Below are 23,192 nucleotides of genomic sequence, written 5' to 3'. Positions count from 1 at the left end.
CGCTTCCGCCTGCCGGCGGGGCGGCGGGGGCCGCCTGGGGAGCGGGCGCCGGCGCGGCCGGCGGCGCGGTTGGCGCGGCGTTGCGCGGCACGGGCGGCGGCAGGCTCTGCGCCAGGGCGGCGGGGGCGAGCAGCAGCGGCAGGAGGGGGAGCAGGCGTTTCATCGGTCCCCGATCACGCGCGGAACCGCCGCGCCGGGTCAAGACGCCGCGTTGGCATTCCCGACCAGCATCAAAGGGAGAGCAACTGACCATCCCCGACCGCCCCGAGGAAGGTGACGACCCCCGCCACCTCCACGCCCTCGGCCAGCTCGGGCGCGGCAATGCTCTCGGCGCGCATTCCCGCCTCGCAGGCGATGCGGCGGATGCCGAGATCCTCCGCCGCCTCCGCCAGGGTGCCGATGCCCGCCACGCCCCGCGCCTCGAGCAACTCCTCCCGCGGATCCTCCAGGAGCGGCGCGTCCCGGCGGAACAGGGCCAGCCCGGCATTGGTGGCGAAGAGCGTCACGGGCCGCCCCACGGCGGCAGCGGCGGTCGCCAGCACCAGCGCGTAGTGCGCCGGCTCGTGCCCCGCCCCGCGCAGGAGGATGCCGAGCGGCGTCATGCATCCCCCTTGGCGCAGACCGGGCAGGCCGGGTCCCGCCGCAGGCGGATGGTGCGGAACCGCGCGTCCAGCGCGTCCCACAGCAGCAGGCGGCCGGACATGGATTCGCCGATGCCGAGGATTTCCTTCAGCACCTCGGTCGCCTGCAGCGTGCCCATCACCCCCGTGACGGCACCCAGCACCCCCGCCTCCCCGCAGGAGGGAACAAGGCCCTCGGGCGGCATCTCCGGGTGCAGGCAACGGTGGCAGGGGTGGGGCGCGCCGAGATGCGACTTGAAGGTGGAGAGCTGCCCCTCGAAGCGCAGCACCGCCGCGGAGACGAGGGTGCGGCCGAGCTCGTGGCACAGGTCGCCCAGCAGGAAGCGCGTGGGGAAGTTGTCCGTGCCGTCACACACCAGGTCGTAGCGGGGGATCAGCTCCCGCGCCGCCGCCTCGTCCAGCCGGCGCAGGTGCGGCTCCACCTTCACCAGCGGGTTCAGGGCGGTGAGGGTCGCCGCCATGCTCTCCACCTTCGGGCTGCCCACCCGGCCGGTGGTGTGCGCCACCTGCCGCTGCAGGTTGGAGAGCTCCAGCGTGTCGTGGTCGATCAGCCCGATCGTGCCGACGCCCGCCCCCGCGAGATAGAGTGCGAGGGGCGATCCCAGCCCGCCGGCGCCGACCACCAGCACGCGCGCCTGGCGCAGCTTCGCCTGCCCGACCGCCCCCACCTCGCCGAGGAGGATGTGGCGGGAGTAGCGGTGGAGTTCATCCTCGGTGAAGTCGAGGTCGGGCAGCGCGTCCATGGAAGAGGATGTCGTCCGGGGCGCCGCCGCCGGCAAGCGGCGGGCCCCGTTCCTCGCGCGCCTCAGGGCGTTTTCTGGCGCAGGTCTTCCAGCTCGGTCAGGAAGCGGTCACGGCTGGCCTCCGCCTCCGCCACCTCGGTGTCGCAGGTACCGCTCCTGCAACCCTGCCGGATCGTCGTGACCTGCACGTCCACGGCCCGCCTGATCTCCGTGGAGCGCCCGGTGAAGTAGGCGGCCTTGGCCTCGGGCGAGGCGAAGCTCGTCGGGATCATCGTCATCTGAACCGTGTCCGGATAGCGGGCCGCCGCGCCGGTGCTGACATCGACGATGACGCCGACAACACCCCCGGCCAGCGCATTGCCCAGCAGCATCGGCTGGAACCGCGGCGTCAGGACCGCCTGCGCCGGGGTATAGCCCTCGCGCGCGCAGGCCACGGTGGTGTCGCGGGTGGAGTTGCCGATCCGGACCTGGCCGGGCGTCGCCTCCAGCGTCGCGACGAGGTTGCTGTTGCGCTCGATCCGGCAATCGGCGCCGGGCGGCTCGGTCAGAACCGTAAGATCCTGGCTGGGGCTGGTGGTGATGGTGGCGCAGGCAGAGAGGAAGACGAGGCCGAGAAGGGCCGTGAGGCGAAGCAACAAGGGACGCCCCAACGTTACGTTAAGCAACGAGGGTAACGGATCCGTGATTTCGCACCAAGATACCTAAACGAAACGGCCGGTGCCTGTGCCGGTGCTGCCGAAGCCCCCGCCTCCGCGCACCGTCTCGTCCAGGCTCTCCGCCTCCTCGAATACCGCCCGCGTCACCGGCGCCAGCACGGCCTGGGCGATCCGCATTCCCCTCTCCACCATGAACGGCTCCTCCCCAGCGTTCATCACGATCACCTGCACCTCGCCCCGGTAGTCCTCGTCGATCGTGCCCGGCGAATTCGGCAGCACGATCCCGTGCTTCAGCGCGAGGCCGGAACGGGGGCGGATCTGCCACTCGTGCCCCGGCGGGAGCGCCACCACCAGGCCCGTGGGCACCAGCGCCCGGGCGCCCGGCAGGATCGTCAACGGGGCCTCCACCGCCGCCAGCAGGTCCATCGCAGCGGCGCCGTCGGTGGCGTAGGCCGGCAGGGGCAGGTCCGCGGCGTGGGGCAGGCGCACCACGCGGATGGTCGCGATCATGCGCGCAGCGTCTCCGCGATGCGGTCGGCCAGCCGCGCCGCCACCTCGGCCTTCGGCAGGCGCGGCCAGTCCTCCACGGCGGAGGCGGTGACGAGGTGGACGAGGTTCTCCGCGCCCCCCATCACGTCGCCGGAGACGTCGTTCGCCACGATCCAGTCGCAGCCCTTGCGGGCCAGCTTCGCCCGCGCGTGCTCCACCACCCGCTCCGTCTCCGCGGCGAACCCCACCACCAGCCCCGGCCGCCGGGGGTGGCGGGAGAGGGTGGCGAGGATGTCGGGGTTCGGTACCAGCGCAAGGGGCGGCGCGGCGTCGTCGGCGGGCTTCTTCATCTTCTGCCCGGCCACCTCCGCTGGGCGCCAGTCCGCGACGGCGGCCGCGAACACCGCGGCGTCCGCCGGCAGCGCCGCCTCGCAGGCCGCCAGCATCTCCCGCGCCGTCTCCACGTGCTTCACCGTGACACCCACGGGGTCCGCGATCGTCACGGGGCCGGAAACCAGCGTCACCCGTGCCCCCAAGGCCGCCAGCGCCGCCGCGATGGCGTGGCCCTGCTTCCCGGAGGAGCGGTTGGCGATGTAGCGCACGGGGTCTAGCGGCTCGTGCGTTGGGCCGGAGGTGACGAGGACGTGCCGGCCGTTCAGCGGCAGCGCCCCTGGCGCCGTGCCGTGCACGCTGTGCGGGGCCACCTCCGCCCCGATGGCCTGGGAGGCGGAGAAGGTGGAAGGCGTCGTCTCCACCGGATCCGCGCGGTGGTCGGCGGCGTGCGGCACGCCATCGGTGAAGCTGGAGCCGCCCTCGGCCCGGCGGGGCGCGCGGTGCGCGGCGAAGGGGCGTCCCTCGCCCTCCTCGGCCTGCGCCGCGATGGCCGCGTCCAGCGCGTCCTCCAGCGCCGAATCCGGCGCGCCGTGATCGGGGTCGGACAGCACGGCCTCGATCGCCGCTAGGATCGCCGGCGGCTCGGAGAGCCGGCCCGTGCCGCTCTCCGCCTCCGCCATCGGCCCGTCCTCCGGCCCGATGAAGTGGACGCCGCGCGCCATCAGCGTCGCCACGTTCGCCCCCGTGGCGGGGTGGGCCCACATGGTCGGGTTCATCGCGGGGGCGACCAGCACCGGCCCGTCCCAGGCCAGCAGCACGGCGCCGGCCAGGTCATCCGCCATCCCCGCCGCCATTCGCGCCAGGCGGTCCGCGGAGGCGGGAGCGACGACGACCAGGTCCGTCTCCCGCGCCAGCCGGATATGCCCTCGCTCCGCTTCCTGCCGCAGGGACCACAGGTCCTCGGCCAGGGAGCGCCCGGTGATCGCCTGCAGCGCGTGCGGCGTGACGAAGCGCGCCCCGCCCGCCGTCAGCAGGCCCGTGACGGTCGCGCCGGCCTTGCCCAGCAGCCGCGCCAGTTCCAGCGCCTTGTAGGCCGCGACGGAGCCGGAGACGACGAGAAGGACGCGCTTTCCCTGGAGGCTCACAGCCGCCACCCGGAATGGATGGCCACGATCCCGCCGGACAGGTTGCGGTAGGTCACGTTCTCCATCCCCGCGCCGCGGAACATGCCCGCCAGCTCCTCTTGGTCCGGCATCATGCGGATGCTCTCGGCCAGGTAGCGGTAGGATTCGGAATCCTTCGCCACCCGCGCCCCGATCGCCGGCAGCGCCTTGAAGCTCCAGGCGTCGTAGAGCGGGTCCAGCGCCGCCACCTGCAGGCGGGAGAATTCCAGCACCAGCGCCCGCCCGCCCGGGCGCAGCACGCGCCGCATCTCCCGCAGCACCGCCGCCTTGTCCGTGCAGTTCCGCAGCCCGAAGGCCATGGAGATCCGCTCCACGGAGCGGTCCGGGAAGGGCAGCCGCTCCGCATCGCAGCACACGAAGTCCAGGCCGGAAGCCAGCCCGCGCGAGAGCGCCCTTCCCTGCCCGACATGCAGCATGGCGTGGTTGATGTCCGCCAGGATCACCCGCCCCGCGCCGCGCTCCTTCGCCAGGAAGCCGATGTCCCCGGTGCCTGCAGCCAGGTCCAGCAGTGTGTCCCGCGGCCCGGCACCGATGGCGTTGACGAAGATCCGCTTCCACACCCGGTGGATGCCGAGCGACATGAGGTCGTTCATCACGTCGTATTTCGGCGCCACGCTGTCGAAGACCTGCCGTACCAGCCCGGCCTTGCGGTCCCGGGGGACGGGGGTGAAGCCGAAATCGATGGTCTCGTTCATTCTCCGAAGATAGGCCCCGGGACACCGGGCGTCACGGGTGGCGCCAACCGTGGACGGAACGCCCCCTCCGCCCCCATATCCCTGCCATGCCCGAACTGCCCGAGGTGGAGACCGTGATGCGCGGCCTCTCCGCCGTGCTCACCGGCCAGACCATCGCCCGCGCCGAAACCCGCCGCGCCGGCCTGCGCTGGCCCTTCCCGGAAGGCTTGGCCGAGCGCCTCTCCGGCCGCCGGGTGGAGGGCTTCCGCCGCCGCGGCAAGTACATGCTGATGCGCCTTTCCGAAGGCGAATCCGTTCTCATCCATCTCGGCATGTCCGGCCGCATGGTCGCCCGCCCGCCCGGCGCCGATCCCGTGCCCCGCATCGCCCCGCAGGGCGCCTTTTCCGATGCCCGCGGCGCCGGGGACGGGCTGGCGCATGAGCACCTGCTGCTGGAAACCGAGGATGGCTGGCGCGTGGGCTTCCAGGACCCCCGCCGTTTCGGCTGCGTGGACCTGATGCCCACGGGCGCGGAGGAGGCCCACAAACTCCTCGCCGGCATGGGCCCGGAACCGCTGGAGGACGCCTTCACCCCCGCCGCCCTCTCCGCAGCCCTGAAAGGCAAGGCCACGCCCATCAAGGCCGCGCTGCTGGACCAGGGCGTGGTGGCGGGCCTGGGCAACATCTACGTGGCGGAAGCCCTGTTCCGCTCCGGCATCTCCCCCCGCCGCCTCGCCGGCACGGTGCCCGGCGCCCGCGCCGAACGGCTGGTGCCCGCCATCAAGGCCGTGCTGACCGACGCCATCGAGGCCGGCGGCTCCTCCCTGCGCGATTACGTCCGCAGCGACGGCGAACTGGGCCGCTTCCAGGATCGCTTCGAGGTCTATGACCGCCTGGGCCAGCCCTGCCCGCGCTGCCCCGGCCTGCCCACCTGCCCGGGCGTGCAGCGCATCATCCAGGCCGGGCGCAGCACCTTCTTCTGCCCGCGCACGCAGCGGTAGCTCTGGGGTGTCGGCCTGTCGGGGGGGGGGGGGGGGGGGGGGGGGGGGGGGGGGGGGGGGGGGGGGGGGGGGGGGGGGGGGGGGGGGGGGGGGGGGGGGGGGGGGGGGGGGGGGAGAGGAAGAAGGAATTCTTCCTCTCCCCGGACCCCTCACCATCATCTTCTTTTATGAGTTGGTCTGATCTTCGCTGACGGTGCGCCTCGGCTCGTGGAGCCGAGGCGACTGCAAGGGCAGGATTAGGCCCGGTCGTCAGGCGCGCACGCGTCAAGTCAGTCCCGCGGCAGCCCGATGCAGGTCCAGGAGGCTCAGCCTCCTGGCGAGGGTCCAGGGGGCAGAGCCCCCTGGGGCAGCCCAGTGCGATCCTGCTTGCACCAAGATAGTTTGATCCCCTACGATCCGTGAATTCGAACGGCGCGCGATCCAGGACGCGCCGGCGCAGGAGGAGCGATCCGTGGCCCAGCCATCACGGTCCCCGCCCAGTCGTGCCCGCCGCCCGGCGGCTGAGGGTGTTCCTCGGCTGCGCGTGCTGCACGGCGGCGCGCCCGCGCTGCGCCTAGGGCCGCTGGGGGAGGCGCTGGGATTCCACCTTCGCCTCGCCCAGGAGGCGTCCTTCGCCGCCTTTGCGCGCCGCACCGGCGAGGCCGGCCTCAAGCCCGGCTTCTTTGCCACGCTAGCCGTGATCCACGAGAATCCCGGCCTGTCCCAGACCGCCCTCGGCAACGCGGTGGGGCGGGACAAGTCCACTCTCACCCCACGCTTGGCGGAGATGGAGCGGGAGGGGCTGATCCGCCGCGGCCGCTCCACGACCGACAGGCGCAGCTACGCCCTCACCCTGACACCTGCGGGAGAGGAGGCGCTCTCCATCCTCGGCACCCACGCCGCCGCGCATGACGCGCAGCTGGACGCGCTGGTGGGGCCGGAGATCCGCGCCGCCTTCCTCGACGCGCTACGCCGCCTCAACCAGGGGCTGGAACCGGAAGACGACGAATGATGGACGCCAACACCACTACCCGGACCACGGTGCGGGAGGCGACCTTCGCCCTGCTGCGGCAACTCGGCGTGGATACGGTCTTCGGCAATCCCGGCTCTACGGAGCTGCCCTTCCTCGATCGCTGGCCGGCCGACATCCGCTACGTGCTGGGCCTGCAGGAAGCCAGCGTGGTCGGCATGGCCGATGGCTACGCCCGCGCCACCGGGCGCTGCGCCTTCGTGAACCTGCACTCCGCGGCGGGCGTGGGGCACGCGCTGGGCAACCTGTTCACCGCGCACAAGAACGCCGCGCCCATGGTGATAACGGCGGGGCAGCAGGCGCGCGCCCTGCTGCCGAACTTCCCCTTCCTCGGCGCTACGGAAGCCCCGCAGTTCCCCAAGCCCTATGTGAAGTTCTCCATCGAGCCCGCGCGGGCGGAGGATGTGCCGGCCGCCATCGCGCAGGCGCACCGCATCGCCACCACGCGCCCCTACGGCCCCACCTTCGTCTCCATCCCCTCGGACGACTGGTCCGCCACCTGCGCCCCCGTGCAGCCGCGCGCCTGGTTCCCCGACACGGCGCCCGATCCTGCCGCCCTGGCCGAGGCGGCGCGCCTGATCGCCGCCGCCCGCCGCCCCGTGCTCGTGGTGGGGCCGGAGGTGGACGCGGAAGGCGCGGGCCCCGCTCTGGTGGCGCTGGCGGAGCGCATGGGCGCCCCGGTCTGGACCAGCCCCTTCTCCTCCCGCCTCTCCTTCCCCGAGGACCACGCGCTGCATGCCGGGCACCTGCACGCCTCCCCGCAGCAGGTCTCGGACACGCTGATCGGCCACGACCTCGTGCTGGTGATCGGCGCGCCCGTCTTCACCTTCCACGTGGCGGGCGAGTGCGCGCTGTTCCGATCCGGCATTCCCATCATCCACATGACGACGGACCTGGAGACCGCGGCCTCCGCCCCCGCGGGCATGTCGGTGCTGGGCGGGTTGCGCCTGGGCCTGCCTGCCCTGGCGGCCCTCTTGCCGGAGGAGGGGCGGCCCTGGCCCGCCCCGCGCCAGCGCCCGGCGCCGCCCGCCGCCTCCAGCCCGCTCACCGCTGCCTATGTCCTGCACCGGCTGGGCCAGGCCATGCCGCCCGGAACGATCCTGGTGGAGGAAGCCCCTTCCCACCGCCCGGCGATGAACCAGCACCTGCCGATCCGCGAATGGGGCGGCTTCTTCACCATGGCCAGCGGCGGGCTGGGCTACAGCCTGCCCGGCGCGGTCGGCGTCGCGCTCGGCAGCCGCCGGCGGGTTGCCTGCCTCATCGGCGACGGATCCTTCATGTACTCGCCCCAGGCGCTGTGGACGGCGGTGCAGGAGAGGCTGCCGATGGCCGTGATCGTCATGAACAACGCGGGTTACGGCGCCATGCGCTCCTTCTCCCGCGTGCTGCAGGTGCGGGATGCGCCGGGCATCGACCTGCCGGGCCTCGACTTCGTCTCCACCGCCCGCGGCATGGGCTGCCCGGGACGCACGGCGAACACGCCGGAGGAGTTGGAGGCCGCCCTGGCCGAGGCCCTTTCGGCCGATGGCCCGATGCTGGTGGAGGTCGCCGTCGATGGCGCCATCGCCAACCTCTACGACAAGCACTGAAGGGAGAGAGAACGCCATGCTGGACGTGCCGCTGATCATCGGTGAGACCGACCGCCCCGCAACCGGCGAGGCGGTTTTCGAGCGCCGCAACCCCGTGACGGGCGAGGTGGCCACCCGCGCCGCCGCGGCGACCGTGGCGGACGCGCAGGCCGCCTGCGATGCCGCCGCCGCCGCCTTCCCCGCCTGGTCCAAGCTCGGCCCCAATGCCCGCCGCGCCATCCTGCTGAAGGCCGCCGATGCCCTGGCCGCCAAGGCGCCGGAGTTCATCCGCCTGATGGCCGAGGAGATCGGCGCCACCGCCGGCTGGGCGGGCTTCAACGTGCACCTCGCCGCCGGCATGCTGCGGGAAGCCGCGGCCGCCACCACGCAGACCACGGGCGAGGTCATCCCCTCCGACAAGCCGGGCTGCCTCGCCATGGCCATTCGCGCGCCGGTGGGCGTGGTGCTGGGCATGGCGCCCTGGAACGCGCCCGTCATCCTCGGCGTGCGCGCCCTGGCCCTGCCGCTCGCCTGCGGCAACACCGTGGTGCTGAAGGCCAGCGAGACCTGCCCGGGCACGCACAGCCTGATTGCCCAGGCCCTGCGCGAGGGCGGGGTGCCGCCGGGGGTGGTGAACGTCGTCACCCATTCCGCTGCCGACGCACCCGCCGTGGTGGAGGCGATGATCGCCCACAAGGCCGTGCGCCGGATCAACTTCACCGGCTCCACCAAGGTCGGCCGCATCGTGGCGGTGCACGCGGCGAAGCACCTGAAGCCCGTGCTGCTGGAGCTTGGCGGCAAGGCGCCGATGATCGTGCTGGAGGATGCCGACCTGGACGAGGCCGTGAAGGCCGCCGCCTTCGGCGCCTTCATGAACCAGGGCCAGATCTGCATGTCCACCGAGCGGCTGGTGGTGGTGGAGAGCATCGCGGACGAGTTCGTGCGCCGCCTGGCCGACTTCGTCGGCACCCTGCCCGTGGGCGACCCGCGCACCGGCAATGTCTTCCTCGGCTCCGTGGTGGACGAGGCCTCGGCGGTGAAGGTGGAGCACCTGATCGCGGACGCGACGGGCAAGGGCGCCACCCTGCACGGCGGAGGGGCGCGCCAGGGCACGATCATGCCGGCGGCCATCGTGGACCGCGTGACGCCGGAGATGGCCCTCTACGCGGAGGAGTCCTTCGGCCCCGTCGTCGCCATGATCCGGGTGAAGGATGCCGAGGAGGCGGTGCGCGTGGCGAATGACAGCGAGTACGGGCTCTCCGCCGCCGTCTTCACGAAGGACGTGGCGCGCGGCATCGCCATCGCGCAGCGCATCGAGAGCGGCATCTGCCACGTGAACGGCCCCACCGTGCATGACGAGGCGCAGATGCCCTTCGGCGGCACCAAGGCCAGCGGCTACGGCCGCTTCGGCGGCCGCGCCGGCATCGCGGAATTCACCGAGCTGCGCTGGATCACCGTGGAGACGCAGCCCGGCCAGTACCCCTTCCCGCCCGCCGCCAAGGCGCCGCCGCCCGCGACGCCCGGCGCGCACTGATCGCCGCACCAGGAGGGAACGAAAAGAAATGGCCACCATCACCCGCCGCGCGGCGCTCGCCGCCGTGCCGGCCCTGCTCGCGGCGCCCTCGCTCCGCGCGCAGGGCGCCAATCCCGGCACCTATCCCAGCAAGCCCGTCCGCATCGTCGTCCCCTTCCCGCCCGGCGGGCTGGTGGACGTGCTCGCGCGCTCCGTCTCGCAATCTCTCGCCACCCGGCTGGGCCAGCCCTTCGTGGTGGACAACCGCGCGGGCGCGGGCGGCAATATCGGCGCCGATCTCGTCGCCAAGGCGGCGCCGGACGGCTACACCCTGCTCGCCTCCTCCATGGGGCCGCTGGCGGTCAACCAGTTCATCTACCCGTCCATGCCCTATGACACGAACGCCGCCTTCGCGCCGATCACCCTGCTGGCCACCACGCCGAAGGTGATCTGCGTAGCGAACAACCGCCCCTGGCGCAGCCTGGCGGAGCTGGTGGCGGCGGCGAAGGCGCGGCCGGGGCAGCTCACCGCCGGCTCTGCCGGCTCCGGCAGCAGCCTCCACCTCGCGCTGGAGCTGTTCAAGGGCGCGACCGGCACGGACATCCAGCACGTCCCCTATCGTGGGGCCGCGCCTGCCGTGACGGACCTCGTCTCCGGCAACATCGACATGGTGATCGACAACGTGCCGAACATCCTGGCGCAGATTCGCGGCAACGGCGTGCGCGCCCTGGCGGTCGCGACGGAGAAGCGCCTGCCGCAGCTGCCTGACATCCCCACGGCCACCGAGGCCGGCGTGAACTTCCGGTTCGGCACTGCCTTCGGCATGGCCGCCCCCGCCGGCACGCCGGAGGCGGTCATCACCGCGATTGCGGAGGGGGTCTCCGCCGCGCTGCAGGACCCGGCCATCGGCGGCAAGCTCGCCGATCAGGGAACCCTTCTCGGTGGCCAGGGCCCGCGCGCCTTCGCGGCCCTGATCGAGGAGGAGAAGCGCACGCTGGAGCCCGTGATCAAGCGCGCCAACATCCGGGCGGACTAGGTCAGTACGACTTCGGCAGCCCCAGCACCTTCTCCGCAATGAAGCAGAGGATGAGCTGCGGGCTGACCGGCGCGATGCGGGGGATCATCACCTCCCGCATGTAGCGCTCCACATGGTACTCCTTCGCGTAGCCGAAGCCGCCATGGGTCATCACCGCCTGCTGGCAGGCGGCAAACCCGGCCTCGGCGGCCAGGAACTTCGCCATGTTCGCCTCGGCCCCGCAGGACATTCCCTTGTCGTAGCGCCAGGCGGCCTGCATCACGCTCAGCCGCGCGGAGTCCAGCCGCATCCAGCACTCCGCCAGCGGGTGCTGGATCGCCTGGTTCTGGCCGATGGGCCGCCCGAACACCACGCGCTCCTTCGCGTACTGCGCGGCGCGCTCGACGGCCACGAAGCCCAGCCCCAGCGCCTCCGCGGCGATCAGGATGCGCTCGGGGTTCAGCCCGTGCAGGATGTACTCGAAGCCACGCCCCTCCTCGCCGATGCGGTCCTCTTCCGGAACCTCCAGGTTGTCGAAGAACACCTGGTTCGAGTCCACGGCCTTGCGGCCCATCTTGTCGATCGGGCGCACCTCGATCCGGGAACGGTCGAGGTCGGTGTAGAACAGCGAGAGCCCCTGGGTGGGCTTTCGCACATCCTCCAGCGGCGTGGTGCGCGCCAGGATCAGGATCTTCTCCGCCACGCCGGCGGTGGAGATCCACACCTTCTGCCCGTTCACAATGTACTTGCTGCCCTGGCGCTCCGCGCGTGTCCGCAGCCGCGTGGTGTCCAGCCCCGTGTTCGGCTCCGTCACCGCGAAGCAGGCGCGCTCCTTCCCCGCAATCAGCGGCGGCAGCATCCGGCGGCGCTGGTCGTCCGTGCCGAACACCACCACGGGCTGCAGCCCGAAGATGTTCATGTGCACGGCGGAGGCCCCGCTCATCCCCGCGCCGGATTGCGAGATGGCCTGCATCATGATCGCGGCCTCGGTGATGCCGAGCCCGGCGCCGCCGAACTCCTCCGGCATGCAGATGCCCAGCCAGCCATCCGAGGCCAGCGCCTGGTGCAGTTCCACGGGGAACTCGCCCGTGTGGTCGCGCTCTAGCCAGTAGTCATCCCCGAAGCGGGCGCAGATGCGGGAGACGGCCTCGCGGACCGCCTCCTGCTCCTCGGTCAGCGCGAAGTCCATGCGATCTCCTCATCGGTAGCACCGGGCAGCGCGGGCGGCGGCCGCACCGGCGCCTCCTCCTGCCCGGTCCAGCGCCCCACCGGCGCGGTGGAACGCAGCGTGCCGCCGTCCGGCATTGCCGCTTCCCGCCAGTAGCCCACGCCGCGCAGGTGCGGGTCTTCCAACAGATCTTCCACGCTGTTCACCGGTGCGGCGGGAATATCCAGCCCGCAGAGCAGGTCCAGCCACTCGGCCGTGCCGCGCTCCGCCAGGAGTTCTCCCACCAACCCGTAGGCGTGGTGAAAGTTGGCCGTCCGCCCGGCATGGTCCCTCAGCCGCGGGTCCGCCTCCATCTCCGCCTCGCGCCCCACGGCGCGGAAGAAGCGGCGCCAGTGGGCGTCGTTGTAGAGAAGCACGGCAATGTGGCCGTCCCGCGTGCGGTAGGGGCGGCGCTGCGGCGTCATCAGCCGCGGGTAGTGCGGCCCGCCCTGCGGCGGATCGAAGCTGAGGCCGCCGAGATGGTCGCCCAGCACCATGTCGGCGAAGGTCTCGAACATCGGGACCTCGATCTCCGCGCCCTCCCCGCCCCGCTCCCGCGCGAACAGAGCGGCGGTCACGGCCTGGGCGAGCTGGATGCCCACCACCCGATCGCTCAGCGTCAGCGGCACGTAGCGCGGCTCCCCATCGGGGGAGACGCGGCCCATCACATCGGCCAGCCCGCTCGCCGCCTGGATCAGATCGTCATAGGCCGGGCGCGCCGAATAGGGCCCGCCCGCGCCGTACCCCACCGCGCTCGCCACGATCAGGCGGGGGTTCACGTCCCGCAGCGCCTCGCGCGTCAGGCCCAGCCGCGCCGCGGCATCGGCGCGCATGTTGTGCAGCAGCACGTCCGCCTCCGCCGCGAGCCGCCGCAGGGCCGCCTTCCCCTCCTCCGCCTTCAGGTCCAGCGCCACTGCGCGCTTGCCACGGTTGAGATGCGCGAACATGGCCCCGCCCTGGCCGGCGCGCCGCAGCACGTCGCCCTCGGGCGGTTCCACCTTCAGAACCTCCGCCCCCTGGTCCGCCAGAAGCCGGGCGGCATAGGGCCCCATCACCACGGAGGAGCAGTCCAGCACGCGGATTCCCGCCAGCGGCAGAGGCAACCCCGTTACTCCTTCGGAATGCCCGCCGCCTCGACCATCTCGCGCCAGACGACGATCTGCTGGCGCACGAAGTCGCCCAGCTCCTGCGGCGTGCCGGAGAAAGCGTCGAAGCCGATCTCGGCAAAGCGCTGCTTCACCTCCGGCCGCCCGATTGGCCCGCGGATGGCGGCGTTCAGCGCCTCGATCACCGGCGCGGGCGTGCGGGCCGGCGCGAAGACGCCGTTCCAGGAGGTGATGTCGAAGCCCGGCAGCGCCGCCTCGGAAAGCGTCGGCGCATCCGGCATCAGGCGGGACCGCTCCTTCGTGGACATGCCGAGGTTCCGCAGCTTGCCCGCGCGCAGATTGCCCAAACCGGCCGCGATGTCCACGAACATGCAGTCCACGCGCCCCGCGATCACGTCCGTGATGGCGGGCGGGGTGGAGCGGTAGGGCACGTGCAGCATCTCCGTGCCCGCCATCCGCGCCATGGTGGCGCCGGCCACGATGCCCGTGCTGTTGCCGCTGGCATAGCTCATCTCGCCGCGCCGCCTGCGCGCCATGTCCAGGAAGGATTTCGCGTCGCGCGCGGGCGAGCTCTCTCCCACCACCAGCATGAAGGGCAGGTTCCCCACCCGCGCGACCGGGGCGAAATCCGCCACCGGGTCGTAGTCCAGGTGCTTCAGCAGCGCGGGGTTGGCGGAGTGGGTGGTGTTGGTGGTGACGAAGATCGTGTGCCCGTCCGGCTCCGCCCGGGCCACGTAACCGGCGGCGATGGAGCCGTTCGCCCCCGCGCGGTTGTCCACCACGATCGCAGCGCCGCCCAGCGCCTCGCTCATCACCTGCGCCAGGATGCGCGCGCCCGCATCCGTGCCGCTGCCGGCGGTGAAGGGCACGACCATGGTGATGGGCCGCGTGGGGCGCCAGGCCTGCGCGAGAGCGGGGCGGATGGCCGGCAGCGCCAGCGCGGCGCCGAGAAGGAGGCGGCGGTGCATCAGCCATGCCCTCCGGCGCGGCGGGTCACCTTCGCCGGATCCTCGCCATAGGGCGGTGCATAGATCACCATGAGCTTCAGCGGCTCCTCGCTGGTCACGGTCACCACGTGCTCCACCCCGATGGGGAAGAAGCAGAAGTCGCCGGGGCCGACGTCGCGCGTCTCGCCGCCCACCTCCACCCGCGCGCGCCCCTCCATGAAGTAGCAGGTCTGCTCCAGCGTCGGGTGCGCGTGCGGAAGCGCCCCGTTGCCGCGCTCGATCGTGCCGATCAGCACCTCCATCTGCGTCGATCCCACCGTCTCGGGCGCGATGACCCGGCGGTTGCTGGTGCCGGTGTGGTTGGCGGGGCTGTAGGGGGTGACATCCTCGGCGCGCAGGAAGAAGCGGCGCGCCCCCGCCACCGGAATCGGGGCCTCGGGCATCTGGACTGGTCCTCTCCAACGGCCCGCTGCCGCGGGCTCTGTCGTTCAGTGCCGCGGAAGCTGGGATCGCCCGCCCGATAAGGCAATTGAAAAGTCGTTCTCGCCCGATAAGGTCCTTTTATGGACGTCACGCTGAAGGGCCTGCGCGCCTTCCTCGCCATCGCGCGCCACCGCTCCTTCACCCGCGCCGCCGGGCTGCTGCACGTCACCCAGCCCGCACTGACCGTGCAGATCCGCGGGCTGGAAACCGCGCTCGGCCTGCGCCTGCTGGACCGCACCCCGCAAGGCGTGGAACCGACCGAGGCAGGGGCGGAGCTGGCCCGCGTGCTGGAGGTGCAGCTGCGCGACCTCGACCACACGCTGGAGAACGTGCGCGACCTCGCCGCCCGTCGCCGCGGCACGGTGCGGCTGGCGGCCCTCCCCTCCGTCGCCTCCGGCCCGCTGCCCCGCGCCATGCTGCGCATGCGGGAACGCCACCCGGAACTGCGGGTGCAGCTGCAGGAGGCAGTGACGGGGCGCGTCCACGACATGGTGCGGGCCGGCATGGTGGATATCGGCATTGCCAGCGGCCCGCCCCCCGGCCCTGATCTAGCGCGGGAGCCCCTGTTCCGGGACCGGGTGCTGGCGATCCTGCCCGCGGACCACCCCCTGACCTCGCGCCGGCGCATCCCGCTGGAGGTCCTGGCGCGGGAACCGCTGCTGCTGCTGGAATCCAACACCTCCGTCTGGCGCGTGCTGGACGATGCCTTCGCGGCGGCGGGCCTTCGCCTCTCCCCCTTCCAGCAGGCCGTTCATACCAGCTCCCTCATCGGCATGGCGCAGGCCGGGCTGGGCATCGCCCTCCTGCCCTCCACCGCCGTGGAGCTGCGGATGGCACCGGAACTGGCCCGGCGCCCCCTTCAGCCGGATCTGATGCGGGAGGTCATGGTGGTGCACCGCGCCGGCCGCACCCTCTCCCCCGCCGCCGAGGCCCTGGTGGAAGCGCTTCGCGGGGGCCCCTCTACGCCGGACGGTGCGGCTGCTCTGGCAGGCCCGCTGTCGGCCTGCACCGCGCGACGTAGTCGAGGAAGGTCCTGAACGCCGAGGACATCTGGCGCCGGCTGGGATAGTACAGGAACCAGCTCGGCAGCAGCGGGCACCACGCCTCCAGCACCGGCACGAGCTGTCCCGCCGCGATGGCGGGCCGGGCGTACTCCTCGGGAAGGCGGATCAGGCCCGCGCCGTCCAGCCCGGCGCGCAGGGCCACGCGCGGATCGTTCACCGTCAGCGGTCCCTCGGGCGTGATGGTCACCTTTCGCCCGTCCTTCTCGAACTCCCACGGGAAGATGCCGCCGCCGGGGAACCGGTGGCGCACGCAGCGATGGCGCAGCAGATCCTCCGGCTGCTCCGGCGCCCCGAGCCGCCGCAGGAGGTCTGGCGTGCCGAGCACGAGGTAGCGGAGCGGGCCACCCAGCGGCACCGCGATCATGTCCCGCGCCAGGTCCTCGCCGAAGCGCACACCCGCGTCGAACCCGTGCTCCACGATATCCACGCGCGCCGCATCGCTGATCAGTTCGAGCGAGACGGCCGGGTTCTCCGCGAGGAAACCGCCGGCGAGCGGCGCCAGGCAGACTTCCAGGGCGGGGATCGGCGCGTTGATGCGGACAGTGCCCGTGGGGTGTTCGCGGAAGTCGTTGACCATGTCCATCGCGGCCGCGATGTCGTCCAGGGCGGGCTGGAGCCGTTGCAGCAGCAGCTGCCCCGCCTCGGTGGGCGACACGCTGCGGGTGGTGCGGTGGAGCAGCCGCACCCCCATGCGCTCCTCCAGGGTCCGCATGGTCAGGCTGAGCGCCGAGACGGAGACGCCGCGCTCCTCGGCGGCCTTGCGGAAGCTCCGCGCCCTGGCGATCGCCGCGAAGGCCTCCAGCTCCGCCAGGTTGCGCGACCTCATTGTTGAGTCTGCCTTCACGGAGCAAGAAGAGAAATCCAGCTTACTGAACAATTCGCTCCCGGGCACAAGACCCCCGGCCATCTCGGCCAAGCAGGAGCCAGCCATGAACATCACCGGCAACACCATCCTCATCACGGGCGGCGGCACGGGCATCGGCCGCGGCCTTGCCGAGGCCTTCCACGCCGCGGGCAACACCGTGATCATCGCCGGGCGGCGCCGGGCGCCGCTGGAAGCCGTGGCCGAGGCCAACCCCGGCATGCACCTCGCCCTTCTCGATATCGACGACGCGGCCGCGATCCAGGACTTCGCCGCGCGCGTGGTGGCGGAGCACCCCGGGCTCAACGTCCTCGTCAACAACGCGGGCATCATGCGCGTCGAGGAGGTGCTCACCGGCCCGGAGGCCCTGGCGACCGCGGAGGCCACGATCACGACCAACCTGCTGGGCCCGATCCGCCTGACCTCGGCCCTGCTGCCGCACTTCCTGGGGCAGCCGAAGGCCGCCGTGGTGAACGTCTCCTCCGGCCTCGCCTTCGTGCCGCGCGCGGATACGCCAACCTACTCGGCCACGAAGGCCGCCATCCACTCCTACAGCCTGTCCCTGCGCCACCAGCTCCGGAACACCTCCGTGCAGGTCGTCGAACTGGCGCCGCCGCTGGTGGCCACCGATCTGACGCCCGGCCAGCGCGACAACCCCCGCGCGCTGCCGCTCGAGGACTTCATCCGCGAGAGCATGGCCCTGCTGGCGGCCGACCCGGACGCCGCCGAGATCCTGGTCGAGCGGGTGAAGCCGCAGCGCATGGCGGAAGCCACCGGCCGCTTCGGCGCCGTGTTCGACCTGATCAACCCGCGCTGACGCGCGGGCAGCGCAGGCAAGCCTCCCGTGGCCGGGGCCGAGGAGCCCCGCCGTGGGGGCAGGGCCCGGGGGCCGCCCGCGCGGGATCTACCCGCCCAGCTCCGCCGCCGTGAACCGCCACCCCTGCCCGTTCGCGGGCGGTTCAACGTAGAGCGGCAGGGCGTTCGGCGTGCGGATATTGGCTTCCAGCCCCAGCGCCTGCCGCATGGCGCGCCACAGGGCGCCGTGCGCCACCACCAGCACCGGGCCGGGATTGGCCGTGGCGCGGTTGATGGCGCGCACCGCGCGCTCCCGGAGATGGGCGAAAGGCTCGGCGCCCTCGGGCGTGGAAACCCCGTCGATCCAGTCCTGGAACCAGCCCGACATCTCCTGGCCTTCCTGTACGCCGAAGGCACATTCCTGCAGTTCGGCATCGAGCGTGACGGGCAGGTCCAGCCGCGCCGCCACGATCTCGGCCGTCACCCGCGCGCGGCTCAGCGTGCTGGCGTGGATGGAGCGGATGCCCTGCCCCACCAGCGCCTCGGCCGCGCGCCCGGCCTGGGCCAGGCCCACGGCATTCAGCGGGATGTCCACCTGCCCCTGGGAGAGCATGCGGGCGTTCCAGTCCGTCTCGCCGTGGCGCAGGAACCAGAAGGGGACGGGGTTGGGCTCGCCCATGGGTGCCGCGCCGCCGGTCAGGCCGCCAGCCCTTCCTGTTCCAGGGCGCGCTTCACCGCCGGGCGCTCCAGCATCGCCTTGAAGTGGGCGTCCACCTTCGGCGGCAGGGGCTGGCCGACGCGCTTGGCCTGCCAGTACTCCACGAAGAACAGCGCGGCATCGGCGATGGAGAAGCCCTGCGGCATGACCCAGGGATCCCCGCCCCAGCGCTTCTCGACCACGTCGAAATATTTTGTGGCATTGGCCTGCGCCGTCTCCACCGCCTTCGGGTGGTCCTCCTCGCGGCCGGAGAACATGTGTGGGCGGAACTGGCGGGTGAAGGCGTGCGGGTGGACGGTGCCGGTGATGTAGTCCACCGCCTCCACGGCGCGCGCCAGGCCCAGCGGGTCCTTCGGCGCCAGCCCGGCCTCGGGGTTGGCGGTGGCCAGGTAGGTGGCGATGGCCGTCCACTCCGTCAGCACCGGCCCCTCGTCGCCCAGGTCCAGCGCCGGCACCTTCGACTTCGGGTTCACCGCCACGTATTCCGGCGAGAACTGCGCGCCGTTCTTCGTGTCCACGAGGGAGAGCTCGTAGGGCTTGCCGATCTCCTCCAGCAGGATGTGGATCCCGACGGAGCAGGCACCGGGGGCGTAGTAGAGCTTCATAGCGGGTTCCTCGGCCGTTCTCGAGAGGCGCGCGATCGGCCCGGCGGAACCGCCGGGGCGTGAATCGCGCGGCCAGACGCGCGCGGGAGGTTGGCCGGAAACGCGGGCGGGTTGAAGGGGGCGCGGCGCGGTTTCGCTACAGCATCTCCGGCCGGAAGCGCCGCCGCAGGTTCAACCCATCCCCCGCCACCATGAACTGGCCCTCGCCGCGGTAATGGATGGTCCGCGGGTATTTCGGCGCCCTCGGCGCGTGCGCCTTCACCACCTCCAGCACGAAGAGGCTGTACTTCCGCACCATCGCCGTATCCGCCACCCGGCATTCAAGGCAGGCGAAGCACTCCGCGATCAGCGGCGCGCCCACCTTCTCGGCCGGCTCCGCCGTCAGCCCGAAGTGTGCGAACTTGTCCACCTCCGCGCCCGTGACGTTGCCGATCCCCACCACCATCTCCGCCAGATCGACGGTGGGCACGTTGATCACGCATTCCCGGGAGCGCCGGATCATCTCCCGGCTGTGGTTCGCCTCCCAGATGTAGCAGCCGATGAGGGAGGGGCTGAACCCCATCACGGTGTGCCAGCCCATGGTCATGATGTTCCGCTCCCCCTTCCAGGCGGAGGAGACGAGCACGACCGGCCCCGGCTCGATGAAGCGGCGGATCTCGTCCACCGGGAAGTCCTGCTTGCGGATGGGCTTCACGCCGCGCCTCCTGCGATGGGATGCGCGGCGTGAACGGGCCAGGGGCGGCGGCGATGCCGCGGGATCAGGCGTGCCGGGGCGCCGCGTTGCGCAGGGCGGCCCATTGCAGCCCGCCGAAGGCGGCCACCACCACCGCCTGCGCCAGCACGAAGGCGGCGCCGAGCGCGTTCGGCTGCACCCAGCCCAGGGCCAGGACCAGCCCGCTCTCAACCGCCCAGAGCGCGTTGATCGCCACCACGGCGAGCACGAGGCCCCGGGCCAGCGCGGTGCGCAGGCCGAGCCAGAGGACGAAGGCGGCGTAGGGCAGCAGCACCGCCCCCGCGCCGCGCAGCAGCCCGGGGGGCAGGTGGGTGAGGCCGGAAAGCGGCCCGGCGGCCAGCAGCCCCAGCGCGCCGGTCGCGCCGCTGGCCACGGCGTCCAGCACCAGCGCGTTGCGGAGAGAGGGAGGGAAGGCGTTCATCGGTTCGGCTCCGTCTGCCCGGCAGGATCGCCGGTCGGCCCAGCCTGTTCCTTGGCGCCGCCGCCGGTCGATGACCTCGGAGGTCATGGAGACGCCGCGCCCAACGCCGCTACGCTGCGGGAATGAGCACCCGGATGGCCCCGATCGGCGACCACCTCCGCGCCTGGCGCCAGCGCCGGCGGATGAGCCAGATGGACCTGGCGCTGGACGCGGAGATCTCCACCCGCCACCTGAGCTGCCTGGAGACGGGCCGCGCCACGCCCAGCCGCGCGATGGTGCTGCGCCTGGCCGAGCAGTTGGAGGTGCCGCTGCGCGAGCGGAACCTCTGGCTCGCCGCCGCCGGCTTCGCCCCCGCCTACCCCGAGCGCGCGTTGGACGATCCCGCCATGCGCCCGGCCCGCGCGGCGATGGAGGCGGTGCTGGCCGCCCACGCGCCCAACCCCGCGCTGGCGGTGGACCGGCACTGGAACCTCGTCTCGGCCAATGCCTCGGTCGGCGCGCTGATCGCCGGCGCCGACCCCGCGCTGCTGGCGCCGCCCGTGAACGTGCTGCGGCTGGTGCTGCACCCGCGCGGGCTGGCACCGCGCATCGTCGATCTCGGCGCGCTGAAGGCGCACCTGCTCGCCCGGCTGGCGCGGCAGGCCACCGTGTCGGGCGATGCCGCTCTGGCGACGCTGCTGCGGGAACTTCGGGACTACCCTGCGCCGCCCGGCAGGAGCGAGGAGCCGGAGGCGCTCGCCCTGCCCTTCCAGATCAGGGCGGGCGACGCCGTGCTGTCCTTCCTGACCACCACCATGGTCTTCGGCACGGCGCACGAGGTCGCGCTGTCCGAGCTGACGGTGGAGACCTTCTTCCCGATGGACGAGGCGACGCGCGAGGCGCTGCGCCGCCTGCCCCCAGGTTGATTCAATCGATCAGTTGAACAGGGTGGAGACCGAGGATTCCTCGGAGATGCGCCGCATCGCCTCGGCCAGCAGCGGCGCGATCGTCAGCTGCTTGATGTTGGAGGAGACGCGAACCGCCTCGGTCGCCTGGATGCTGTCCGTGCAGATCAGCTGCTGGATCGGCGCCGCCCCGATGCGCGCCACGGCCCCGCCGGAGAGCACGCCGTGCGTGACATAGACGGAGACGGAGTGCGCCCCGTTCTTCAGCAGCGCCTCCGCCGCGTTGCACAGCGTGCCGCCGGAATCCACGATGTCGTCCACCAGGATGCAGTCGCGGCCGGAGACGTCGCCGATCACGTTCATCACCTCGGAGACACCGGCGCGCGGGCGCCGCTTGTCGATGATCGCGAGATCCGTGTGCAGCCGAGTGGCGATGGCGCGCGCGCGCACCACGCCGCCCACGTCAGGGGACACCACCATCAGGTCGCGGCCCTTGTACCGCTCCTGGATGTCGCGCGCGAAGAGCGGCGCGGCGAAGAGGTTGTCCACGGGGATGTCGAAGAAGCCCTGGATCTGCCCGGCGTGCAGGTCCAGCGTCAGCACGCGGTCCGCGCCCGCCTGGGTGATGAGGTTCGCCACCAGCTTCGCGGAGATCGGCGTGCGGGGGCCGGACTTCCGGTCCTGCCGGGCGTAGCCGAAATAGGGGATCACGGCCGTCACGCGGCGCGCGGAGGCGCGGCGCAGCGCGTCCAGCGTGATCAGCAGCTCCATCAGGTTGTCGTTCGCCGGGTAGCTCGTGGACTGGATGACGAACACGTCCTCGCCGCGGATGTTCTCCTGGATCTCCACAAAGATCTCGAGGTCCGCGAAACGCCGGACAGAGGCCTGGGTGAGCGGCAGGTTCAGGGCCGCGGCCACCGCCTCGGCGAGCGGGCGGTTGCTGTTGCAGGCGAGGATCTTCATCCGCTGGAAATCTCCGGGCGCGCCGCTGGACGAGTCACGGGACAGGCGGCTTGAGGCGGCGGCGGGATAGCAACCACAGGTCGCCAAGTCCATGCCGGAGCCACCCAGGCGCTGGGCAGGGCCGCCCCACGCACGGCGCATGCCACAGCGCGCCGCGATGGCGGCCTCTCACGCGATCGTTGTTCTGATGCGTTGCTCTCGCTGGCCCGGGGGAGACGCCGCCTCCCCTGGCCCCCTCCGCTGGGGGCCTCGGCGGGGGTCCCCAGACCTTAGCGTCCAGGGTGCCGCGGATAAGACGATGAAAGGGCAGCGCCGGAATATCTTCGACACCGCTTCCGCCCGGTCGCCCTGCCAGTCGCCTGCGGTTATCGACCTCAGGCGCACCTCCAGCCGAGTATTCCGCGGCAGCCTTCCAGAAGAAGATGAGGGAGGCCCAGGAGGAAGAATTCCTTCTCCCTCCTGGGGCCGCACGCGCTGGCCCTCCAGGACCAGCCGCCGCTAACGTCCGGCCGGGCTTGCGGCCGCCGGGGCGCCGGGCGCCGCCGGCGGTGTTGGCGCATCGGGGGCCGGCCGCCGCGCTGCTTCCTCGCCCAGCCCTCCGGCATTGGCGATGATGTCGCGCACGGCCGCGGAGGCCTCCTGCGCCACCACATAGGCCACGTCGCCCCAGAGCCCGTTCAGCGTGCCCGCCGGCACCTCGTTCAGTTGCAGCGCCTGGCCCAGGTCGTGCCCGTCGCGCCGGCGGACCAGCCACTGGATCTCCACGCGCTGCTTGCCGCCGGGCACGGGGGCCAGGGTCACCTTCCCGGCGACGGAGAAGGCCGCGCCATCCGCCCCGTCCTGCACCACGAGGCCCTTGGTCGAGAGGAAGTCCCGCATTCGCAGGGCCAGGGCTTCGTTCCCATCGCCCGGGGCGCCCTGCACGCCGGTGAACCGCACGCGGGGCGGCCCGCCGGCGCCGTTGAAGGGCACGGTCTCCGCCGCCCGCCGCGCCGCCTCGCCGCGGGTCAGCAGCCCCGTCACCAGCTCGGCGTCGCGCGCGGCCACGCGGTGCAGGGTCTCGGTGCGCGCCTCGCTCCACTCCCGCACGGGCACGGGGGCGCCCCGGGCCTGGCCCAGCACCTTCCCGTCCGCATCCACCACGGAATAGGCGGGGGTCACGCCGCGCCCGTCCTGCTCGGCGGTTACGTCCAGCCGCCAGTCCAGCGGCGCGGGCGGGCCGGCCACCACGGGCACCTCGGCGCCTTCCAGCGCCTCCGTCATCGCCATGGCGAAGTCGGTGGAGGCCACGTCCGTCAGCAGCGCCGCGTTCGGCGGCGGCACGGCGATGCGGTAGGCGGGCGGCGCGGCCAGGCGGCGGGCCACGGTCCCGGGATTGCCCCGGAAGGGCTGCGGCAGCGGCCCGCAGGCCGCCAGCAGCGCCAGCGGCAGGAGGAGCGAGGGGATCAGGCGCGTCCGCAACGATCGCGCAGGGGCAGGCATGGTCAGGAACATTCGCGCCACAGGGATGGAGGGGCCGGAGCCGGCGCCCTTATCCACGGCCGGGCCGGGCGGCGCTACCCCAGGGACGCGGAGCGC

The 23,192-nt window shown here is 72.5% G+C and carries 25 protein-coding genes; 8 read left to right on the top strand and 17 right to left on the bottom strand.

What is annotated here, in order from left to right:
- Positions 1–230: 230 nt before the first annotated feature.
- The 6 genes from NRP21_RS21505 to NRP21_RS21480 all read right to left on the bottom strand — a co-directional run bounded on the left by NRP21_RS21505 (position 231) and on the right by NRP21_RS21480 (position 4,741).
- Positions 231–602 carry a DsrE family protein gene (locus NRP21_RS21505; RefSeq protein ID WP_257718288.1) on the bottom strand — a complete coding sequence of 124 codons (372 nt, stop codon included), beginning with the start codon at positions 600–602 and terminating at the stop codon, positions 231–233.
- Positions 599–1,384, bottom strand: a complete 786-nt coding sequence (locus NRP21_RS21500; protein WP_257718287.1) for a HesA/MoeB/ThiF family protein — start codon at positions 1,382–1,384, stop codon at positions 599–601. Before NRP21_RS21500 ends, NRP21_RS21505 begins: the two co-directional genes overlap by 4 nt.
- 62 nt (positions 1,385–1,446) lie before the next feature.
- Positions 1,447–2,022: a hypothetical protein gene (locus tag NRP21_RS21495; RefSeq protein WP_257718286.1), complete on the bottom strand. Its 576-nt coding sequence runs from the start codon at positions 2,020–2,022 to the stop codon at positions 1,447–1,449.
- Between the two features lie 63 nt (positions 2,023–2,085).
- Positions 2,086–2,550: a dUTP diphosphatase gene (gene dut / locus NRP21_RS21490; RefSeq protein WP_257718285.1), complete on the bottom strand. Its 465-nt coding sequence runs from the start codon at positions 2,548–2,550 to the stop codon at positions 2,086–2,088.
- Positions 2,547–4,016, bottom strand: a complete 1,470-nt coding sequence (locus NRP21_RS21485; protein WP_408639650.1) for a bifunctional phosphopantothenoylcysteine decarboxylase/phosphopantothenate synthase — start codon at positions 4,014–4,016, stop codon at positions 2,547–2,549. The genes dut and NRP21_RS21485 overlap by 4 nt, the downstream gene beginning before the upstream one ends.
- Positions 4,004–4,741: a class I SAM-dependent methyltransferase gene (locus NRP21_RS21480; protein ID WP_257718283.1), complete on the bottom strand. Its 738-nt coding sequence runs from the start codon at positions 4,739–4,741 to the stop codon at positions 4,004–4,006. Before NRP21_RS21480 ends, NRP21_RS21485 begins: the two co-directional genes overlap by 13 nt.
- An 86-nt stretch (positions 4,742–4,827) precedes the next feature.
- Between NRP21_RS21480 and mutM the strand changes: the two genes are divergently transcribed.
- The 5 genes from mutM to NRP21_RS21455 all read left to right on the top strand — a co-directional run bounded on the left by mutM (position 4,828) and on the right by NRP21_RS21455 (position 10,847).
- Positions 4,828–5,721 (top strand): bifunctional DNA-formamidopyrimidine glycosylase/DNA-(apurinic or apyrimidinic site) lyase, encoded by an 894-nt coding sequence (mutM, locus tag NRP21_RS21475; RefSeq protein ID WP_257718282.1) that lies wholly within the window; start codon positions 4,828–4,830, stop codon positions 5,719–5,721.
- 451 nt (positions 5,722–6,172) lie between these two features.
- Positions 6,173–6,712, top strand: coding sequence for a MarR family winged helix-turn-helix transcriptional regulator (locus tag NRP21_RS21470; protein WP_257718281.1), 540 nt, complete (start codon positions 6,173–6,175; stop codon positions 6,710–6,712).
- A complete protein-coding gene (gene mdlC, locus NRP21_RS21465; protein WP_257718280.1) occupies positions 6,709–8,319 on the top strand; it encodes a benzoylformate decarboxylase in 1,611 nt (536 codons plus the stop codon). The genes NRP21_RS21470 and mdlC overlap by 4 nt, the downstream gene beginning before the upstream one ends.
- Before the next feature lie 16 nt (positions 8,320–8,335).
- Positions 8,336–9,832, top strand: coding sequence for an aldehyde dehydrogenase (locus tag NRP21_RS21460; RefSeq protein ID WP_257718279.1), 1,497 nt, complete (start codon positions 8,336–8,338; stop codon positions 9,830–9,832).
- 28 nt (positions 9,833–9,860) lie between these two features.
- Positions 9,861–10,847, top strand: coding sequence for a Bug family tripartite tricarboxylate transporter substrate binding protein (locus NRP21_RS21455; protein ID WP_257718278.1), 987 nt, complete (start codon positions 9,861–9,863; stop codon positions 10,845–10,847).
- A gap of 1 nt (position 10,848) precedes the next feature.
- Here NRP21_RS21455 and NRP21_RS21450 read toward each other — a convergent pair whose 3' ends face one another.
- From NRP21_RS21450 to NRP21_RS21435, 4 genes are read right to left on the bottom strand one after another with little or no spacing between them, the layout of a single operon-like run.
- Positions 10,849–12,015: an acyl-CoA dehydrogenase family protein gene (locus tag NRP21_RS21450; RefSeq protein WP_257718277.1), complete on the bottom strand. Its 1,167-nt coding sequence runs from the start codon at positions 12,013–12,015 to the stop codon at positions 10,849–10,851.
- The gene (locus NRP21_RS21445) at positions 12,000–13,136 is read right to left on the bottom strand and encodes a CaiB/BaiF CoA transferase family protein (protein WP_257718276.1); all 1,137 of its coding nucleotides are present in this window, start codon (positions 13,134–13,136) and stop codon (positions 12,000–12,002) included. The genes NRP21_RS21450 and NRP21_RS21445 overlap by 16 nt, the downstream gene beginning before the upstream one ends.
- A gap of 5 nt (positions 13,137–13,141) precedes the next feature.
- Positions 13,142–14,107, bottom strand: coding sequence for a Bug family tripartite tricarboxylate transporter substrate binding protein (locus NRP21_RS21440; RefSeq protein ID WP_257718275.1), 966 nt, complete (start codon positions 14,105–14,107; stop codon positions 13,142–13,144).
- Complete coding sequence (locus NRP21_RS21435; RefSeq protein ID WP_257718274.1) at positions 14,107–14,529, bottom strand: cupin domain-containing protein; 423 nt, start codon at positions 14,527–14,529, stop codon at positions 14,107–14,109. Before NRP21_RS21435 ends, NRP21_RS21440 begins: the two co-directional genes overlap by 1 nt.
- Before the next feature lie 120 nt (positions 14,530–14,649).
- Between NRP21_RS21435 and NRP21_RS21430 the strand changes: the two genes are divergently transcribed.
- Complete coding sequence (locus NRP21_RS21430) at positions 14,650–15,606, top strand: LysR family transcriptional regulator (RefSeq protein ID WP_257718273.1); 957 nt, start codon at positions 14,650–14,652, stop codon at positions 15,604–15,606.
- Here NRP21_RS21430 and NRP21_RS21425 read toward each other — a convergent pair.
- Entirely contained in the window at positions 15,530–16,459 is a 930-nt protein-coding gene (locus NRP21_RS21425) for a LysR family transcriptional regulator (protein WP_257718272.1), read from the bottom strand. The genes NRP21_RS21430 and NRP21_RS21425 overlap by 77 nt on opposite strands.
- Positions 16,460–16,562: 103 nt before the next feature.
- On the opposite strand from NRP21_RS21425, the gene NRP21_RS21420 reads away from it, so the two are divergent.
- Complete coding sequence (locus NRP21_RS21420; protein ID WP_257718271.1) at positions 16,563–17,312, top strand: SDR family oxidoreductase; 750 nt, start codon at positions 16,563–16,565, stop codon at positions 17,310–17,312.
- Between the two features lie 87 nt (positions 17,313–17,399).
- Here NRP21_RS21420 and NRP21_RS21415 read toward each other — a convergent pair whose 3' ends face one another.
- The 4 genes from NRP21_RS21415 to NRP21_RS21400 form a co-directional block, all read right to left on the bottom strand.
- A complete protein-coding gene (locus NRP21_RS21415) occupies positions 17,400–17,969 on the bottom strand; it encodes a histidine phosphatase family protein (RefSeq protein ID WP_257718270.1) in 570 nt (189 codons plus the stop codon).
- A gap of 17 nt (positions 17,970–17,986) precedes the next feature.
- The gene (locus tag NRP21_RS21410; protein ID WP_257718269.1) at positions 17,987–18,613 is read right to left on the bottom strand and encodes a glutathione S-transferase family protein; all 627 of its coding nucleotides are present in this window, start codon (positions 18,611–18,613) and stop codon (positions 17,987–17,989) included.
- A gap of 136 nt (positions 18,614–18,749) precedes the next feature.
- Positions 18,750–19,307, bottom strand: coding sequence for a flavin reductase family protein (locus tag NRP21_RS21405; protein WP_257718268.1), 558 nt, complete (start codon positions 19,305–19,307; stop codon positions 18,750–18,752).
- Positions 19,308–19,371: 64 nt separating this feature from the next.
- Complete coding sequence (locus tag NRP21_RS21400) at positions 19,372–19,767, bottom strand: hypothetical protein (protein ID WP_257718267.1); 396 nt, start codon at positions 19,765–19,767, stop codon at positions 19,372–19,374.
- A gap of 134 nt (positions 19,768–19,901) precedes the next feature.
- On the opposite strand from NRP21_RS21400, the gene NRP21_RS21395 reads away from it, so the two are divergent.
- Positions 19,902–20,672: a helix-turn-helix domain-containing protein gene (locus tag NRP21_RS21395; RefSeq protein WP_257718266.1), complete on the top strand. Its 771-nt coding sequence runs from the start codon at positions 19,902–19,904 to the stop codon at positions 20,670–20,672.
- A 9-nt stretch (positions 20,673–20,681) separates the two neighbouring features.
- Here NRP21_RS21395 and NRP21_RS21390 read toward each other — a convergent pair whose 3' ends face one another.
- Both NRP21_RS21390 and NRP21_RS21385 read right to left on the bottom strand, forming a co-directional pair.
- Positions 20,682–21,614 carry a ribose-phosphate pyrophosphokinase gene (locus NRP21_RS21390; protein ID WP_257718265.1) on the bottom strand — a complete coding sequence of 311 codons (933 nt, stop codon included), beginning with the start codon at positions 21,612–21,614 and terminating at the stop codon, positions 20,682–20,684.
- Between the two features lie 498 nt (positions 21,615–22,112).
- Positions 22,113–23,096, bottom strand: coding sequence for a hypothetical protein (locus NRP21_RS21385; RefSeq protein ID WP_257718264.1), 984 nt, complete (start codon positions 23,094–23,096; stop codon positions 22,113–22,115).
- Positions 23,097–23,192: the final 96 nt, after the last annotated feature.

This window comes from Roseomonas populi, assembly GCF_024594815.1.
In the GTDB taxonomy this organism is placed as follows: Bacteria; Pseudomonadota; Alphaproteobacteria; order Acetobacterales; family Acetobacteraceae; genus Roseomonas; species Roseomonas populi.
The sequence above is the reverse complement of the archived record's forward strand: the minus strand, read 5'-3'. Positions and strand labels throughout refer to the sequence as shown.

Bases quoted from the DNA above. Each gene is read 5' to 3' on its own strand.
- NRP21_RS21505 (WP_257718288.1), bottom strand. From the start codon at position 602: ATGACGCCGCTCGGCATCCTCCTGCGCGGGGCGGGGCACGAGCCGGCG.
- NRP21_RS21500 (WP_257718287.1), bottom strand. From the start codon at position 1,384: ATGGACGCGCTGCCCGACCTCGACTTCACCGAGGATGAACTCCACCGC.
- dut (WP_257718285.1), bottom strand. From the start codon at position 2,550: ATGATCGCGACCATCCGCGTGGTGCGCCTGCCCCACGCCGCGGACCTG.
- NRP21_RS21480 (WP_257718283.1), bottom strand. From the start codon at position 4,741: ATGAACGAGACCATCGATTTCGGCTTCACCCCCGTCCCCCGGGACCGC.
- mutM (WP_257718282.1), top strand. From the start codon at position 4,828: ATGCCCGAACTGCCCGAGGTGGAGACCGTGATGCGCGGCCTCTCCGCC.
- mdlC (WP_257718280.1), top strand. From the start codon at position 6,709: ATGATGGACGCCAACACCACTACCCGGACCACGGTGCGGGAGGCGACC.
- NRP21_RS21460 (WP_257718279.1), top strand. From the start codon at position 8,336: ATGCTGGACGTGCCGCTGATCATCGGTGAGACCGACCGCCCCGCAACC.
- NRP21_RS21455 (WP_257718278.1), top strand. From the start codon at position 9,861: ATGGCCACCATCACCCGCCGCGCGGCGCTCGCCGCCGTGCCGGCCCTG.
- NRP21_RS21450 (WP_257718277.1), bottom strand. From the start codon at position 12,015: ATGGACTTCGCGCTGACCGAGGAGCAGGAGGCGGTCCGCGAGGCCGTC.
- NRP21_RS21440 (WP_257718275.1), bottom strand. From the start codon at position 14,107: ATGCACCGCCGCCTCCTTCTCGGCGCCGCGCTGGCGCTGCCGGCCATC.
- NRP21_RS21435 (WP_257718274.1), bottom strand. From the start codon at position 14,529: ATGCCCGAGGCCCCGATTCCGGTGGCGGGGGCGCGCCGCTTCTTCCTG.
- NRP21_RS21430 (WP_257718273.1), top strand. From the start codon at position 14,650: ATGGACGTCACGCTGAAGGGCCTGCGCGCCTTCCTCGCCATCGCGCGC.
- NRP21_RS21425 (WP_257718272.1), bottom strand. From the start codon at position 16,459: ATGAGGTCGCGCAACCTGGCGGAGCTGGAGGCCTTCGCGGCGATCGCC.
- NRP21_RS21420 (WP_257718271.1), top strand. From the start codon at position 16,563: ATGAACATCACCGGCAACACCATCCTCATCACGGGCGGCGGCACGGGC.
- NRP21_RS21415 (WP_257718270.1), bottom strand. From the start codon at position 17,969: ATGGGCGAGCCCAACCCCGTCCCCTTCTGGTTCCTGCGCCACGGCGAG.
- NRP21_RS21410 (WP_257718269.1), bottom strand. From the start codon at position 18,613: ATGAAGCTCTACTACGCCCCCGGTGCCTGCTCCGTCGGGATCCACATC.
- NRP21_RS21400 (WP_257718267.1), bottom strand. From the start codon at position 19,767: ATGAACGCCTTCCCTCCCTCTCTCCGCAACGCGCTGGTGCTGGACGCC.
- NRP21_RS21395 (WP_257718266.1), top strand. From the start codon at position 19,902: ATGGCCCCGATCGGCGACCACCTCCGCGCCTGGCGCCAGCGCCGGCGG.
- NRP21_RS21390 (WP_257718265.1), bottom strand. From the start codon at position 21,614: ATGAAGATCCTCGCCTGCAACAGCAACCGCCCGCTCGCCGAGGCGGTG.
- NRP21_RS21385 (WP_257718264.1), bottom strand. From the start codon at position 23,096: ATGCCTGCCCCTGCGCGATCGTTGCGGACGCGCCTGATCCCCTCGCTC.